The sequence below is a fragment of the Streptomyces sp. NPDC048516 genome (genome assembly GCF_043199875.1).
Taxonomy (GTDB): Bacteria; Actinomycetota; Actinomycetes; order Streptomycetales; family Streptomycetaceae; genus Streptomyces.
In genome coordinates this window covers 86,704-101,593 of the sequence record NZ_JBICWS010000022.1, presented here as the reverse complement: position 1 = coordinate 101,593, position 14,890 = coordinate 86,704, and the positions used below count along the sequence as shown (strand labels likewise).

Genomic DNA, 14,890 nt, shown 5'->3' with positions numbered 1-14,890 from the left:
CTGCAGGGGGGACCCTGTGGGAGAGTAGGACGCCGCCGAACAATCATTGTGGGAAAGCCCCGCACCTTATGGTGCGGGGCTTTTCTGCGTTCCGGTGCCGTTTGCTCTCTGGATGACCTTGCAGCTTGCAGCTTGCACCGGAGGTTCGGCCTGCGCGCGGCCTTGAGATGCCCGACCTCCTTGCTTGTCAGCGCCAACCCGACGGAAAGGACGGCGTGCCATGGCAGCCGTACGAGAGGGCCGGGTCCCGCCGGTGGCGAAGGTGTACGTCGACACCATCAAGGCCGGCATGACCGACACCCACGCGGTCGCGATCATGGATGCTGTGGGCGATCCCTGGTGTGCTGATCCAGCTGCTGGGCGGCTCCAAGCGAAATGGGCGTACTGGTGGCGACCGGTCTGCTGTTGCGGCCCCGAAGACGGGCTGGCTGGTGTTGGCCGCGTCGGCAATGCGCTTCGACTACACCGCGTGGCGTCAAGAGGGCATCTCTCTACCGCTTCGGGGAGAGGCGTGCCGCCAGGTTCAGCCGGTCGGTGTGGTTACGCATGTACCTGTAGTGGCCGTCAAAGGGGTGTGTCCGAGGGTGAGACCGGCCTGAGCCACGATGCCGGAGGGTTCGTCCCGTTGGCCGTCATGCCGGGCGTGATCTCCGACCGGACACCCAGAAGCGGAGGAGCGCCTCGTAGCCGTCACGCAGGTACGGGCCGGGCTGCTCTCCTCGGGCCGGAGAGCGGATGCGACGGGATCGGTGGTGGCGAACTCCTGGTGGCGTGTCACCGAATGCGCAGTCCGGTACGCCGAGCAGCGCGCCGACCGCTGACCGGCGAGACGGCAGTCAGTGCGCACTACCAGGATTGCCGTGATCACTCCGCTAGGCCCGCATATCGGGCAGGCTCTCGGTGACGGCCCGCGCGTAGTCAGCGAGGAGCTGCGTCAAACGGTCGTGCTGAGCGGAGAGTTGGTCGTACTCGTCGATCTCCGCCGGTGTCCAGCGTGCCCCGGTGTCTTCCAACTCCGACAGGCGCAGTCTGGCCATGGCTGCACTGACGACTGCCCGGGACGTGTTCAGCAGGCGGTCCGCGACTTCGCCCGGGGCGCGGACGAGAAGGGCGTCGAGTTCGCTGCCGGGGCTGGGAAGCGCCGGAATGCCGAGCTCAAGCCAGCAGTCTCCCCAGAGACGACGGCGCCGCGCCTCCGGATCGACGTCGTCCACCACCTCGATAGCGCCTGTGTCATTCCGCCGAATGGACAGGCCGGAACGGGCTGCCAGGTTAGTGGTCATGGCGGCGAGGTCGTCGCCGTTGTCGGGGACCGCGCCCGACTGGGGTGCGCCCAGGAAGGAGCCGAGCTCCAGCAGCGTCCGCGTCTGCTCATCCACGTCAGGCAGGACCGCCAGGTCGTCATCGGGCATCAGAGTGTCCGGGGCGGCGGCGCCCAGGCGTGCGTATGGCATGGGTGTTCCGTGGACCGCAGATTTCCATGCCGTCACGGCTGCGTCCACCCACCAGCAGACGAATTCATGCGCGGCGTCGCGGTGTGCCTTCGCGCACCGGATGGCCAGCCCCAGACGGACAGAGCGGAGGGCGTAGTCCGCGTCGTACCGCGATCCCTGGCCTTCGGCGTTGCTGCTGGATGCCGGCTTCGTTGAGCTCGTTCAACTCCTCCATGCGTTGCTGCTCGGTTTGCGACTCCTGGAGGAGGACGGCCGAGCAACGTGCCAGCGCGGCCAAGGCTTCGTCGATCTCAGGCGCGGTCATGGCCTCTACTGGGGCCGACCTGGGGGTGGGGAACGAGGGGCGGCCACTCACGTCGGACTCCTGGAGGGTGAGGAAGTGAAGGATGAGGGGGCTCGTAGGGGCCCTCTCAATTTGCAGATATCAGCGGACGGTAGTCGTAGGTGCGACAGGGCGTGACCGAAACGGCGCAAGAGGACGTACGCCCTCATGTCTGGCGCGTGTCCGTGCCCTCTCGCCCGCTACGGCGGCGGCATGACAGGAGACACCGGAAGCGGCGGTCCTGAGGCCCTGTGGCCACCGACGTGGCTGTCTGTGCTGCCAGGTACCCTCGGAGACATCGTCAACGCGGCCCGACGGGCTTCCGCTCCACCCGGTGGAGTCTTGAAGGACACGCCCCCACCCGCACGAGTCACTTCGTGCTGCCTGGGGGAAGTACTTGCTGTTCCGCGCGTCCGCGAAAACGGTCGCCGTCAAGGCGCTCGACGGTTCGCTGTTCCCGCACCCCACCGACCAGTTCGTCCACATGCACGGCTACCGGCCCACGACCTCGGAGGTGCGTTCCTGGGAGCGCAGCATCCCCATTCTGGCCGCCGCGCTCAACGACGCGGGCCTGGGGGACGTGGAGGTCATGCTGGAGTACGCACTCCCGCTGAACAGTAAACGCGCCGACGTCGTGCTTGCCGGAGTGCATCCGGTGACGGGGGAGCCGTCGTACGTCGTAGTGGAGCTGAAGCAGTGGAGCCAGGCCGTACCTGACGAGGACGACCCGGTTCTGTGCCGTATCGACGCGTACGCACATCCGGTCCTCAACCCCATAGAGCAGGTTCGGCGCTACTGCGAGTACCTCGTGAACTTCAATGGGGCGGTGGCCGGGCATCCCGGCCGGGTCAGCGGAGTGGCGTTCCTCCACAATGCCACTCATGCCGGCGTCAGCGGTCTGCGCACGATAGAGCTCGACGACCGTGGCCAGCTGTTCACCGGCGATCGGCGCGGAGATTTCCTCGATCACCTCCGCGCCAGGCTCAGCGACAAACACCCGGGCGCCCTCGCCGCCGACGAACTGCAGGCGGCCAAGACCGTCCCCTCGAGACAATTGATGGCAGTAGCGGCCCAAGAAGTGCGTGACCGCCAGCAGTTCGTCCTTCTCGACGAACAACAGGTCGCGTACCGATGCGTGCTCAACGCTGTGCGCAAGGCAAAGGAGTCCGACCACAAGGAGATCGTGGTGGTCACCGGGGGGCCCGGCACCGGCAAGAGCGTCATCGCGCTTTCCTTGCTCGGCGAGCTGTACCGGCAGGGTGTCCCGGCCCTGCACGCCACCGGCTCCCAGTCGTTCACCAAGACGATGCGGAAGGTCGCGGGTACCCGCAAGCGAGAGGTGCAGGAGCTGTTCAAGTACTTCAACAGCTTCATGACCACAGAGGAGAACAGCCTCGATGTCCTGATCTGCGACGAGGCCCACCGCATCCGTGAGACCTCCGCCAACCGCTACACGCCTGCGGCACACCGCACCGGCAGGCGGCAGATCGACGAACTCATCGACGTTGCCCTTGTCCCTGTCTTTCTTCTGGACGAGCACCAGGTGGTGCGACCGGGCGAGATGGGTACCTTGGACGAAATCAAGACGGCTGCGGCAGACAAGGGCTTGGGCTGCCGTGTCGTTCCGCTGGAGAGCCAGTTCCGTTGCGGCGGCAGCGATGCCTATCTGCGCTGGGTAGTACGGCTACTCGACCTGCAGCCCGGCGGCCCGGCGCCGTGGAAGCCAGACGATCGCATGCGGCTGCTGGTCGCCGACAGTCCGCAGGAGATGGAAGCGTTCCTTGACGCCCGGCGGGCCGAGAACAACAGCGCCCGTATGTCAGCCGGCTACTGCTGGCGTTGGTCCCCGGAGCCCAGGCCCGGCGCACCACTTCCGGCTGACGTCGTCATCGGAAACTGGGCCCGTCCCTGGAATCTGCGAGGCGACCGCTCCGTATCCGGCGCGCCCCCGTCCGCCCTGTGGGCCACCGATCCGGCGGGCTTCGGGCAGATCGGCTGCGTTTACACCGCCCAGGGCTTCGAGTACGACTGGTCCGGCGTCATCATCGGCCCCGATCTGGTCTGGCGCGGTGACCGATGGGTCACGGACCGCACGGCGTCCAGGGACCCGGTCTTCAAGAAGTCCACCCCGGAGGCCGATGTGGACCGACTCATCCGCAATACCTACAAGGTGCTGCTGACCCGAGGCATGATCGGCACGATCGTTTATTCAACGGATCCGGAGACCCGGGAGAAGCTGCGGGAACTGGTGGGTGGCTGACTGGGACCGGAATACGCCACGGGCTGAACGCACGGCGGGAAGCCCGGCAGGAGGAGGGCCGGAACGGGCCCTCTCGTTCGGCATCGCAGCATGTCGACCCTCCACTCGGGGCCGTCGGGATCCGCATTCCCTCTGCGGGTGTTCCATGGGTTTCGCTTGCCATCAGGCGTCGCCGCCTTCACGCAACGGTAGAAGGACCCTTAGGGCCACCGTCCGGACAAGCCTCATGCCACTGACGGCGTGATCCGGCCACGATGCCCGCGGTCATGGCCGACAACGCCGCTGAGTTTCCCGGTAAGCGGTCGTATCCCTAAGATCTTCGGTACCGGTTGCGGCCCGACGGGCTTCCCACGAGGACATGCCCCCACCCGCACGAGTCACTCGTGCCCAGGGGGAACCACCTCGTGTCCATGCTGCTGCTGAAGTTGGCGGCTGAAGATCTGCTTACGTTGAATGCAAGGCGTCGTATGGTGCCGCACCTCGCCGCCCGATGGCGCCACTTCCGAGGTGCTGACGCCTCGCTGACGGAGCGTTCCGCGTGGGCGGAAAGCCTGGTGAGCCTCGCCAGTGACCTGGTCGCCGCTGGTCGAGGCAACGTGGAAATGATCGTCGAGTGCGCTGCCACACTCGACGAGGCCGAACGGGCGGGTGACCCCCGACTCATCGATGTCGTTCTCGTGGGCCATCATCCCCAGGAGCGTCGGCTGTCCGTGCAACTGGTCGAGTTGAAGCGTTGGTCGATGGTGACCAGGGTGGAACAGGCCACCGCGGAGCTGGTCCACGTACCGGGGATGGGCAGGAAGAAACACCCTGCCGTTCAACTGCGGGAATATTACGAGGCTTTCACGAGTGACAGCGGGCCGCTGAACGGGCTCGATTTCGAATGCGGCGGATTCGCTTACCTCCACAACGCCACCGATGAGTCCGTGCGGGCCCTGCTCGACGTGGATGCGCCGACCGGCGCCTATGCGCACGTGTATACGAACGACCGGCGCGAAGCGCTGCTGTCCGATCTCCGGAGGAACTTCGCTGATGAAGGGGGCGCCTCCGCGGCCGAGATACTCCTACGGAGCATGGGTCTGCGCAACACGCCCTTGCTCGATGCCATGATTCGGTCCCGTGGAGATGACACCGTCTTCACGCTGCGCGGTCGGCAGAAGAAGGTCGCTGACCAGATCCTGGACACCGCTTGTCAGGCCCTCCCGGACCCCCAGCGTCCCGCCCTTGTCCCGGACGACCGGCGCGTGGTCTTCTTGGTGACCGGTGGCGCCGGCACCGGCAAAAGCGCCATCGGCCTGCAGATCAAAGCGGAGTTGGAGGCCCAGGGCCGGACGGTCAAATATGCCAGCGGTAGCAGGGCGTTCAACGGCGCGATCCAGGAACACGTCGGTTACGGCGACCGGCAGTTCAGGGAGAGCTTCACCTACTTCAGCAGCTTCGTCACCCCGCCTGACCCACCGCTGGACGTGCTGATCTGCGATGAAGCGCACCGTCTGCGGGACCGCTCGACCAACCGTTTCTGGAAGCCCGAACAGCAAGGCAGACAACCACAGGTGGACGAGCTTCTCGACGCGTCCCGTCTGACGGTGTTCTTTCTGGACGAGTGCCAGTCCGTGCGGCCGAACGAGGTGGGCACCGTCGGCCTGATCGAGGACGCGGCGGAGCGACACGACGCCCGGCTCGTGCGATACGGCCTCCAGGAACAGTTCCGGTGCGGCGGCAGCGACGCTTACATCCGCTGGGTGCGCGCCGTCCTCGGGGTGTCGGACGGCGAGCCGGAGCAATGGACACCGGACGGCCTGATGCACGTCGAGGTGGCGGACACCCCGGAGGAACTCGAACGCATCATCCGCGCCGAAGCCCTGGCCGGCGCTTCCGCACGCATGGTTGCGGGCTACTGCTGGCCCTGGACGAAGCCGCTCGGCAAGGAGAGGCGGTTGGAGGCCGACGTCCGCATCGGTGACTGGCACAGGGCGTGGAACGCGGACAGCGACACGTTCTGCCAGAACGACGCACCACCGTCGAAAATCTGGTCCGTGCACGAGAACGGCCTCGACCAGATCGGCTGCGTCTACACGGCACAGGGACTTGAGTGGGACTGGTGCGGTGTGATCATGGGTGAGGACATGGTGCGCCGTGACGACCGATGGGTGTTCCGCCGGGGCAAGGAGTGCAAGGGTATGGAACCGGGCGTCAAGCGCGTTGCCGTACCCGGCTCGTTCGACCCGAAGGTGAGAGCCGGCAGTGTCGATGACGAGGAGTTCGCCCGGCTCGTCCGCCACGCCTATCACGTGCTCATGACGCGGGCCAGCCGTGCGACCGTGCTCTGCTCCACGGATGAGGAGACGCGGGCCTACCTGAAGGAACTCGTCGGTGAGCTTCAGGTCCACGGGCTGCGCCCCACCTGGAAGAACCTGCCGCCCGAGGCACGCCTACCGCACCTGCCGCGGCCCCGGAGAGGAAAGCGACCCCGCAGGGATCGGAGCAAGCCGGCTACACAGGAGCCGGATCTGCGGCTGTTCTGACGGACCCCGCCAAAAATGCGGAGTGGCGGGCTCTCCGGGCCCGCCACATGCCTGTGTCAGAAGACCAGGCTCGCTGCCGCGGTCAGGGCCGCCACCACGAAATTGGCGATGACACTGACAGCGACGTCGACCAGGATCTCGCGAACCCGGTGACGACGTGCAGGCTTGTACTCAACGGGGTTCATGTGTAACCACTCCTTGGCATGAGCTGGAAGTGGTAGGGATCGCCCTACCGGGCATCCGCACTCACACCACGTGCAGCACGCGGTGGAAACCACTCGTCAGTCACAGCCGAGGATCGGACCGAACACCGCCGACATACCCTCCGGGAAGGTGCGCAGCATGAACAACATTAGTGCAGATGTGTGTTGAGCGTGACGGATTCCTGGCTGTCGTCCGGCAGTGGTCACGTCGCCTGAGGGAGCCACCGAGTCGCCTGCTCGCGCATTGCCCTGGCAGGGTCGGGATATCGTGTCGGCGTTCCGGGGCGAAGCGTGCGTCAGGAGGCCGGTCCGATGTCTACCGGCAGGTACAGGGGCCCGAGCCATAGGAACGTGCCGCGCAGGATCAGCGCCTCACCAGGTGCTCAAGCGCGTATTCGTATGACCGCGGTTCGTTGATCAGGCCTGAGAAGTGTGTGACTGCAGCATGCTGTCGTCTCCTCTTCCGGGCCTTGCGTCGTCATGGTCACCGCACACCGCCCGCCACGTGCTTGGCGCGCCCGCACGTCGCAGAGCTTGTTCTCCGGCGCCAGGCTCGCTGAGACCGGCCGTTCGGGCGTCGCTCACCGTGTGCGCTTCATGGAAGTTGAGCCGACAGCAGGTCCGCGGTCCGGCGTTCGCGGGTCAGTCTTCGGGTGCCGACGAGGCACAGGCAGATGGCGGCCGTGGGGACGAGGGCCAGCAGCATGGGGGTGACTGGGCCCAGGCCTCCCCTCCCGTCCAGGGTTTCGCCGAGGATCAGGAAGAGGACCATGTTGTTTCCGGCGTGGGCCAGACTCGCGGCCCAGACGCTGCCGCTGCGCTGGTACAGCCACATGAGAATGATCTCCTGGAGCTGGAAGGACAGGATCCACACCGCCAGGCCGTACGCCAGGTTCGTGAACTTGACGTAGCCGATGAAGGCCAGCGGGAAGTGCCAGATTGCCCATATGAGCCCCGTGGCGATGGTGGACGGCACCGTACGGCCGCCGAAAAGGCGCGGTCTGAGGTAGCTGGTCCAGCCGAATTCCTCACCCGAGTAGAGGGGGGTGAGGAACACGGACGCCATCATGAGGCCCAGGACAGCCGCCAGTTCTTTCGTTCCGGGTAAGCCGCCCGGGCCGGACAGATCCGGGTCCCACAGGCCGAGCGCCGCGGCGAGAGCAAGGGTGGCCGCAGCGATCAGCGGCGGGCCCAGCCAGGCCAGGACGTAGTAGCGCCAGGCCGTCTTGAGGCGGAGTTTCAGTCCGGCGTCGGCGAAGCCTTCTTTTGTGATCCAGCGGCGGACCACCACTGCGGCGATTCCGGGCATACAGAAGCCGGGTATTTGCAGGAGGGGATGGAGCGGGGACAGGCCCAGGCCCGCTCGTGCGAACAGCAGCCAGAGCCAGGTTCCGGCGAAGGAGATGAGGAGGAAGAGCGTCACGCCTTTAGGGGCGATGGGTTTCGCATGGCTGGCGAGCACGAATGCCTGCCTTTCTCTTCGGGGGTTTCCGGTACCCGCGTTCGGGGCACGGTCCCCGTGGTCGAGTTGGTTGAGTTCTTCTCTCCGCCGCTGTTTCTTCTGTGGCTTCCCCACTCTCACATCGGGCGGCAGGGATTCGCATCGCTGTCGAGAGTGAATGCTTATTCCCTCTTTTACGGCTGAGTTCTGGCCCTTTCGGGGGAGGCGACCGGGGGTGGCGCCGGGGTACGGTCCGGCCGTGCAGAAAATAATTCGCCCGCTTTCATGCGGGACCGGGTTCCGGGACTGGGTGTATGCGGCCCTCGGCGCAGCGTTGAGTCTGCCGCCGCTGACGGCGGCGCTGCTGTTTGCGCCGCCAAGGTGGCCGGCGGGGCTCCGTGTGCTGGGCTTCGTGTGTGCGTTCGCCGTGGTGACCGTGGCCATGGGCGCTCCTCTGTCGGCCAGGCGCGCGAGTGTGTGGCTGGCCAACGGGCTGCTGGGGGCCGGTCTGCCCGCGCCGGTGGACACGACGGGGCCGCGCTGGGTCAACCGGCTGCGCACCGCGGTGTGGTTGGTGCCGCACATGCTGCTCGGTGGGGTGGTGACGGCGGTCTCGTGCCTGGCCGTCTTCGGAGCCGTTGCGTTTCCCTCGGTCTGGCTCGGCGGTGGGGAGCGCATGACCGTCTTCGGGCTGTCCCTGTGGATCGGGGAGGGCTGGCGGGGGATGTGGGCGTTGCTGCCGGCCGTGGGATGCCTGGCGCTTGCGGCCGGGGTCACACTCGGCGGTGCGGTGCTGCTTCGACGGCTCGCGTCGGTGCTCCTCGGCCACCGGCCCGGCGAGCGGCTGGCCGCCGCCGAGGAGCGGATGAACCTGTTGGCGCAACGGAACCGACTGGCACAGGAGTTGCACGATTCGATCGGGCACACCCTGACGGCGTCCACGATCCAGGCGGCGGTGGCGGTGGAACTGATGGACAGTGACCCGGCGGGTGCCAGGCGCGCCCTGAACAGCATTGAGGAGACATCGCGGGCCGCCATGGACGATCTCGATCACGTACTCGGGATGCTGCGGGAGGAACGGTCGTCCACAGTGCCCCGGCCGACCCTCGCGGATCTCGATCCGCTGGTGGAGCGAGTACGTGGAGCCGGCGCGGAATTGGCAGTGGAGGTTCAAGGCGACCTGGCCAGGGTGCCGGCCACGGTGTCGCGGGAGGCGTACCGGGTCGTCCAGGAGGGGCTGACCAATGCCCTGCGGCACGGGGGGAAAGCCGGGATCCGGCTGCGGACGACGGTGCGGGGCAGGTGGCTGGAGCTGGAGCTGACCAATCCGGTCGGTACCAGGACACCTGCCCGGCAGCGGACCGGGGGCCAGGGGGTGCAGGGCATCGAGGACCGGGTGCGGCTGCTGCGGGGGACGACGCACGCCGGGGTCGTGGAGAGCGATTGCAGCGGCGGCGGGGACTGCAGCGGCGGCGGGGGCGGTCGGGACATGGGGGAGACAAGGTGGCGGCTCTTGGTTCGGATACCGCTACGGTCGGCGTCATGAACGCCTCCACAGCACCGGGCCCGGACGCCGACCCGCCCGTGACCGTGCTCGTCGTGGACGACGACGAGCTGACCCGCACCGGTCTGCGGACGCTGCTGTCGGCCAAGCCCGACCTGGACGTTGTGGGCGAGGCTGACGACGGCGCCGAGGTGGTTGCCGCGGTGAGCCGGCTGCGACCGGACGTGGTGCTGATGGATGTGCGCATGCCGCGGGTGGACGGGATCGAAGCCACCCGACGGCTGCGGGCGCTGCCCGACCCACCGAAGGTCGTGGTGATCACCACGTTCGAGAATGACGAGTACGTCTGGGACGCCCTGCGGGCCGGAGCCAGCGGGTTCATCCGCAAGCGGGCCCCGTCACAGCAGATTGCGCACGCCATCCGGTTGGTGGCGGCCGGCGACTCGGTGCTGTTCCCGGACGCGGTCCGCCGGATGGCCGCGGCCCGGCCCGTTCGGCGAGACACCTCCGTGACAACTGTGCTCACGAGCCGTGAGACAGAGACGCTGCGTCTCATGGCACGAGGGCTGTCCAACCAGGACATCGCCGCCCGGATGGTGGTGAGCCTGGAGACCGTAAAGACCCATGTGGGCAATGTGCTGGCCAAGTTGGGCGTCGGCAATCGCACGCAGGCGGTCGTCCTGGCCTTTGAAACGGGAATGGCTGATCCGGGGGGTGCGGACTGACCTGATCAGCCCGTCAGGCCGGTCACGCCCCGATGGCCCGCAACAGCAGCTCGTCCCCAGCTCGTCCCCGCTCCCCCCTTGACTGTTCCTCTCCCAGTTTCTCCTTGGCTGCTTCCCTGTCAGCGGCGTTTTCTCGGCAAGGGGGCATCCCGGTCGTGTCCTCGAGGTCCTTGTCGTACGGGGCAAGGGCTCGTCAGGGCGACTCGTACCGCGAAGGCCGCGCGTCGTCCGGGATTTTGGATTATCTGGGCCGTTGTCGCGCGGTGGCGGAGGGCCGACGACCGGCCGGCCGGCGCGCCGGCGCGGGGGTCGTGGTCGTGGTCGCCACGGGGTCTGTTGCAGGAGCGGCTGATCCGCTGACGCCCGAGGAGCCGAGCGGCCAGGTGCTGGGTCCGCGCACCTCCGGTGATGCTCACCGTGCAGGGCCTGGAGCGGCGAAGGCCGGCTCGGTGGCCGAGCTGATGTCACCGGGCACCGGCAGGATGGTGACCACAGCGACCACCTCGCCGTGACCGCTTCGCCGGCTGCGACCCCGCTGCCGGGGCCCGGGTGGTGAGGCGGCGTAGGCGTCGGTGCCGGACCTACCGGGAAGCACGCTCTTCTCTGCCGCAGGCAGCGGAGCCGAGCGGTGACCATGGGCGTCAGGGCAGCGTGCCGTCTCGGCCGAACGGGGAGACGGGAGGCGGAAGATGACGCAGCGACCATTGCGGAAAGCTTCTGCGGGGGAAGTTGATCTCGTCCGGCACGTCTCTGGGGTCGGCACCTAAGCTTTTGCGTATGTCTCTCTCCTCTGGCCGGCCCTCCACGCGGTGGCTGCGCATCTACCGGCCGGTGGCCGCACCCCGGCTGCGGCTCGTCTGCTTCCCGCACGCCGGTGGCTCGGCCAGTTTCTACCGCTCCTGGCCGCAGCAGTTCCCGGCTGACTGGGAAGTGAGTGCGGTGTGCTATCCGGGCCGTGAGGAGCGCATCGCCGAACCCGGCATGCCGAGCATTGCGGAGCTCGCCGGTCGGGTGGCCGATGAGCTGGCACCTCATATGACGCCCCGCACGGTATTTTTCGGTCACAGCATGGGCGCCTCCGTGGCGCACGAGGTCGCTGCACTGCTTGCCGGGCGCGGAGCGGGCCCGGCGGCGCTCCTCGTCTCCAGCCGGGCCGCTCCCCATCTCCTGCGACGCATCAGTGACGGGGACCTCACCGATGAGGAGTTGCTTGCCACGGTCGGTCGGCACGGCGGACCGGGGGCGGAGCTCTTGCGGGACGCTGAGATGCGTGAGCTGTTCATGCCGCCGATCCGGGCGGATTACCGGCTGGTCGAAGGATATGTGGCGGAGCCCAAGGCTCCTGCCGTGGACATTCCCGTGGTCGCCTACTTCGGGACGGAAGACCTCGGGCCGAGACCCGACGAAGTCCGGGCGTGGGCAGAGCTGACCTCGGCCCGTTGCGATGCGCGCGCGTTTCCCGGGGGGCACTTCTACCTCGTCCCCCACGAAGCCGAGCTGGTCCGCGACATTCGTGAGCGGATCGACGCCCTCGGGTGAGGCACGGTGTGACGTCGGTGCAGTCTGCTTACGCCGGCGGAGGGCCGCAGCACGACGTTAGGTGACGCGACGCGGCGCGATGTGACGTGGTGTGACGTGACGCGATGTGATGTGACGTGGCGATCTGACAGATGCCTGCAACGGGTGTTCATGACGGGCCGTTGAGGTGATGTCGGGGAACGGGGGAGCCGTTGCGCGCGGCCTCGGAGGGATCGTCGCCCTCGACTGGGGCCGGTGGGCGCCCTCGTCTCGCGTCCGCCCATCGGCGGGGCGTCGCGAGCGGCAGCTTCCGGGCGGGCATCGGGAACTTTGAACGGGACGAAGGGGCGGCGAAGGGGTGCGACCAAGGGCGGTGCACTTCCGACCCCGCGCGGGGGCCATCCATTTACCGAGAGACGGCCGGTTCGCGCCCTTCCTCTGCCGGTCAATGACGCCGGACGGGTGGCGGGCCGTTTCCCCCGCTGTTTTGGATGCGGGTCTCGGGGCAGCCGAGCACTGTCGGGATGACCGACATGCTGAAAGGAGCCCGTCACCGTTCCCCTTGTCAGGGGAAGAAACGGAGACGGAGTAAAGCCTGCTATCGCGTCGCTTCGCGTCGAAGGGATTTCGCATGAGTTCCACTGTCTGGGGATACCTTCCCGACTCCGGGTACCGAGCGGGCACGACTCTGGTGGGATACAGCGTCGAAGCCATTGACGGGAGTATCGGCAAGGTCGACAAGCATTCCGATGAGGTGGATTCCGCGCACCTCGTCGTCGACACCGGTCCCTGGATCCTCGGGAAGCGCATCGTGCTGCCGGCCGGCACGGTGACCGGCATCGACCAGGAAGAGGAGAAGGTCTACGTCGGCCGCACCAGGCAAGAGATCAAAGACGCGCCCGCCTTTGAAGGGGATGAGCACGCGAGCAGCCCTGACTACCTTCATCAGGTGGGGGTTTATTTCGGTGGATTTCCTCTTGTATGAGGCGTACTCGGAGCCGAATGGGCCGGCCACCGGCGGGTTGGCCGGTCCGCCACCGGCTCCCCTCCGGAGCGTTCCCCCACGCCGCGTCGCGAGGGGGGCATAAATCCTCGGATACGGGGCAGCCGTCGGAGAACCCTCTCGTCGAAGTAGCCTTCTACGCGGCCCTCGGGTGGGGCGGCAGTGGAACTCCACGGCGTGGAGATGGATCAGGCGGGAGGTGAGAGGTGTGACAGGTGCGCAGCAGGCCCCGGTGAACAAAGCGGCGGAGGCCCGCGACCATGTTCAGGAGCTACTGAGCGCTCACCGTCCGGCCATCGACGAAATTTCCATGATTGACGCCCTGCTGGTCACCTCGGAATTGGTCACCAATGCCCAGCGTCATGGAGACGGACTGTCCGGTTTCTCCGCCCGGATCGTGGGCGATCGCCTGGAAGTGACCGTCGCAGATCGCAGTCGTCGGCAACCTGTCACGGCCATCGGGCGCGAAAAATTTGCGGTCGGTGGATATGGATGGCCGATGATTCAGCAACTGACCGCCTGCGTCGTCATCATTCCCACCTCGGACGGTAAGGCCATTACGGTGACCATTCCCCTCACCTTCGCCCCGCCTGGACCGCTGACGTCCTCGCCGGTGTGACACCGCCGCGCATCTCACCCTCGTCGGCTGTGTGTGCTGTGTGCCGTGTCCTGTGACGCGTGCCGCCCCTTGCGTCCTACCCGCCGCGGCGTCGGCAACGGGGCCTGAGAGTATTACCGTCCTGCCGCGCGGGAGAACGCCCCGGTCGGCAGTCCCCGCCTGGCGGGCGGGGCAAGGGATACGGCGTCGCCGGCACGGTGCGGTGCATTGAGGTGGAAGACGTGATGCGGGGAGTACCTGCCAGAGCGGCCGAGGCACGCAACTTTGTGCACGACCTGCTGCACAGGGCAGGCGTCCCGGTCGATGACCTGGCCCTTGTCGATGCCCTCCTGGTGACCACGGAGCTGGTCACCAATGCCCAGCGGCACGGTGGCGGGCTCATCGGGTTCACCGCGCGGATCATCGACGGATATCTGGAGCTGGCGGTCGAAGACCGAAGCGAGCATTGTCCCGCCACTGCCGTCCCTCGTGACCCCGGCACCACGGGCGGGTACGGCTGGCCCCTGGTGCAACGGCTGGCCCGCACCATCGACATCGACGTGACCGCGACCGGCAAGACCATCCGAGTGACTTTGCCCCTCTGACGCCTTCGGCCCGGCCTGGGCGCCGTCCGGCCGTGGTTGCGGTCCGGCCGGGCTCGGTCCCGCGGCGGCCGGTGCCTCCTGTTTGCCGTCCTCTTCGCCAGCTGTGGCAGGGAATGGCGTGGCATGGCATGGCGGTGGGCCGTACGGCGGTCATCCACCCCGGGCCAGGTCATTCATCTGCTCCCGGCAGGTGCTCCCGGCAGGGCCTTCATCCGCACCGGGCAGGATGGGCCCCCGCAGCCGGCAGGGCGATCCCGGTAACCCGCAACCGCCGCGACTCATGAATGAGTTCGGCCGGGGCATACGCGAGTTCAGCAGTACTTGCCTACCGGAGGGAGACGACGATCATGGGTATCGGCGGATGCATCGGGCTGATCGCGGTGGGTGCCATCTTGACGTTCGCAGTGGACTGGCACCTGTCCGGCGTCAATCTCGACCTGGTCGGGCTCATCATGATGGCCGTTGGAGTGATCGGTCTGGCGGCCTATGTGAGCATCCTCAAGCGGCGGCGGGTCCAGCCGCCGGCTCCCGGAGCTCCGGTGGTCGATGTCGAGGAGACACGTACGTACCGGTGAACGACCCATCGGCCCATTGGCGTAAGCGGCGTATACCGGAGTAGGCAGGCCCGGCGGACCGACCGGTGAACGACGGGCGGCGTGTGGAACCGGACCCGGCGTCCCAGAAGCGCCAGGAGTGTCCCAGGACTCCCGGAACTCCCGGAACTCCCAGGAC

General features: G+C 67.3%; 12 protein-coding genes. 9 read left to right on the top strand and 3 right to left on the bottom strand.

From position 1 onward, the window contains the following. Positions 1-872 precede the first annotated feature (872 nt). The gene (locus ACGFR7_RS32030; RefSeq protein ID WP_393325909.1) at positions 873-1,412 is read right to left on the bottom strand and encodes a hypothetical protein; all 540 of its coding nucleotides are present in this window, start codon (positions 1,410-1,412) and stop codon (positions 873-875) included. A gap of 761 nt (positions 1,413-2,173) precedes the next feature. Between ACGFR7_RS32030 and ACGFR7_RS32025 the strand changes: the two genes are divergently transcribed. Together ACGFR7_RS32025 and ACGFR7_RS32020 are read left to right on the top strand one after the other, a co-directional pair. After that, positions 2,174-4,036: a DNA/RNA helicase domain-containing protein gene (locus tag ACGFR7_RS32025; RefSeq protein ID WP_393325907.1), complete on the top strand. Its 1,863-nt coding sequence runs from the start codon at positions 2,174-2,176 to the stop codon at positions 4,034-4,036. A 410-nt stretch (positions 4,037-4,446) separates the two neighbouring features. Further along, positions 4,447-6,561: a DNA/RNA helicase domain-containing protein gene (locus ACGFR7_RS32020; RefSeq protein WP_393325922.1), complete on the top strand. Its 2,115-nt coding sequence runs from the start codon at positions 4,447-4,449 to the stop codon at positions 6,559-6,561. 56 nt (positions 6,562-6,617) lie between these two features. Here ACGFR7_RS32020 and ACGFR7_RS32015 read toward each other — a convergent pair whose 3' ends face one another. Both ACGFR7_RS32015 and ACGFR7_RS32010 read right to left on the bottom strand, forming a co-directional pair. Continuing rightward, on the bottom strand, positions 6,618-6,746 hold the full coding sequence (locus tag ACGFR7_RS32015; RefSeq protein ID WP_393325905.1) for a DUF6408 family protein: 129 nt from the start codon (positions 6,744-6,746) through the stop codon (positions 6,618-6,620). A gap of 613 nt (positions 6,747-7,359) precedes the next feature. Beyond that, on the bottom strand, positions 7,360-8,187 hold the full coding sequence (locus ACGFR7_RS32010) for a CPBP family intramembrane glutamic endopeptidase (RefSeq protein ID WP_393325903.1): 828 nt from the start codon (positions 8,185-8,187) through the stop codon (positions 7,360-7,362). Positions 8,188-8,617: 430 nt separating this feature from the next. On the opposite strand from ACGFR7_RS32010, the gene ACGFR7_RS32005 reads away from it, so the two are divergent. From ACGFR7_RS32005 to ACGFR7_RS31975, 7 genes are all read left to right on the top strand, one after another. Further along, a complete protein-coding gene (locus ACGFR7_RS32005; RefSeq protein WP_393325901.1) occupies positions 8,618-9,751 on the top strand; it encodes a sensor histidine kinase in 1,134 nt (377 codons plus the stop codon). After that, the gene (locus ACGFR7_RS32000; protein WP_393325899.1) at positions 9,748-10,434 is read left to right on the top strand and encodes a response regulator; all 687 of its coding nucleotides are present in this window, start codon (positions 9,748-9,750) and stop codon (positions 10,432-10,434) included. Before ACGFR7_RS32005 ends, ACGFR7_RS32000 begins: the two co-directional genes overlap by 4 nt. Before the next feature lie 777 nt (positions 10,435-11,211). Next, entirely contained in the window at positions 11,212-11,973 is a 762-nt protein-coding gene (locus ACGFR7_RS31995) for a thioesterase II family protein (RefSeq protein WP_393325897.1), read from the top strand. A 610-nt stretch (positions 11,974-12,583) separates the two neighbouring features. Then, positions 12,584-12,937 carry a PRC-barrel domain containing protein gene (locus tag ACGFR7_RS31990; RefSeq protein ID WP_393325895.1) on the top strand — a complete coding sequence of 118 codons (354 nt, stop codon included), beginning with the start codon at positions 12,584-12,586 and terminating at the stop codon, positions 12,935-12,937. A gap of 226 nt (positions 12,938-13,163) precedes the next feature. Beyond that, on the top strand, positions 13,164-13,574 hold the full coding sequence (locus tag ACGFR7_RS31985) for an ATP-binding protein (protein WP_393325893.1): 411 nt from the start codon (positions 13,164-13,166) through the stop codon (positions 13,572-13,574). A 224-nt stretch (positions 13,575-13,798) separates the two neighbouring features. Beyond that, a complete protein-coding gene (locus tag ACGFR7_RS31980) occupies positions 13,799-14,158 on the top strand; it encodes an ATP-binding protein (RefSeq protein ID WP_393325891.1) in 360 nt (119 codons plus the stop codon). A 347-nt stretch (positions 14,159-14,505) separates the two neighbouring features. Next, positions 14,506-14,733 carry a DUF6458 family protein gene (locus ACGFR7_RS31975; protein ID WP_350254857.1) on the top strand — a complete coding sequence of 76 codons (228 nt, stop codon included), beginning with the start codon at positions 14,506-14,508 and terminating at the stop codon, positions 14,731-14,733. Positions 14,734-14,890: the final 157 nt, after the last annotated feature.

Excerpts from the sequence above, each read along its gene's own strand:
- ACGFR7_RS32030 (WP_393325909.1), bottom strand. The coding sequence starts at position 1,412 with ATGCCCGATGACGACCTGGCGGTCCTGCCTGACGTGGATGAGCAGACG.
- ACGFR7_RS32020 (WP_393325922.1), top strand. The coding sequence starts at position 4,447 with ATGCTGCTGCTGAAGTTGGCGGCTGAAGATCTGCTTACGTTGAATGCA.
- ACGFR7_RS32015 (WP_393325905.1), bottom strand. The coding sequence starts at position 6,746 with ATGAACCCCGTTGAGTACAAGCCTGCACGTCGTCACCGGGTTCGCGAG.
- ACGFR7_RS32000 (WP_393325899.1), top strand. The coding sequence starts at position 9,748 with ATGAACGCCTCCACAGCACCGGGCCCGGACGCCGACCCGCCCGTGACC.
- ACGFR7_RS31995 (WP_393325897.1), top strand. The coding sequence starts at position 11,212 with ATGTCTCTCTCCTCTGGCCGGCCCTCCACGCGGTGGCTGCGCATCTAC.
- ACGFR7_RS31990 (WP_393325895.1), top strand. The coding sequence starts at position 12,584 with ATGAGTTCCACTGTCTGGGGATACCTTCCCGACTCCGGGTACCGAGCG.
- ACGFR7_RS31980 (WP_393325891.1), top strand. The coding sequence starts at position 13,799 with ATGCGGGGAGTACCTGCCAGAGCGGCCGAGGCACGCAACTTTGTGCAC.
- ACGFR7_RS31975 (WP_350254857.1), top strand. The coding sequence starts at position 14,506 with ATGGGTATCGGCGGATGCATCGGGCTGATCGCGGTGGGTGCCATCTTG.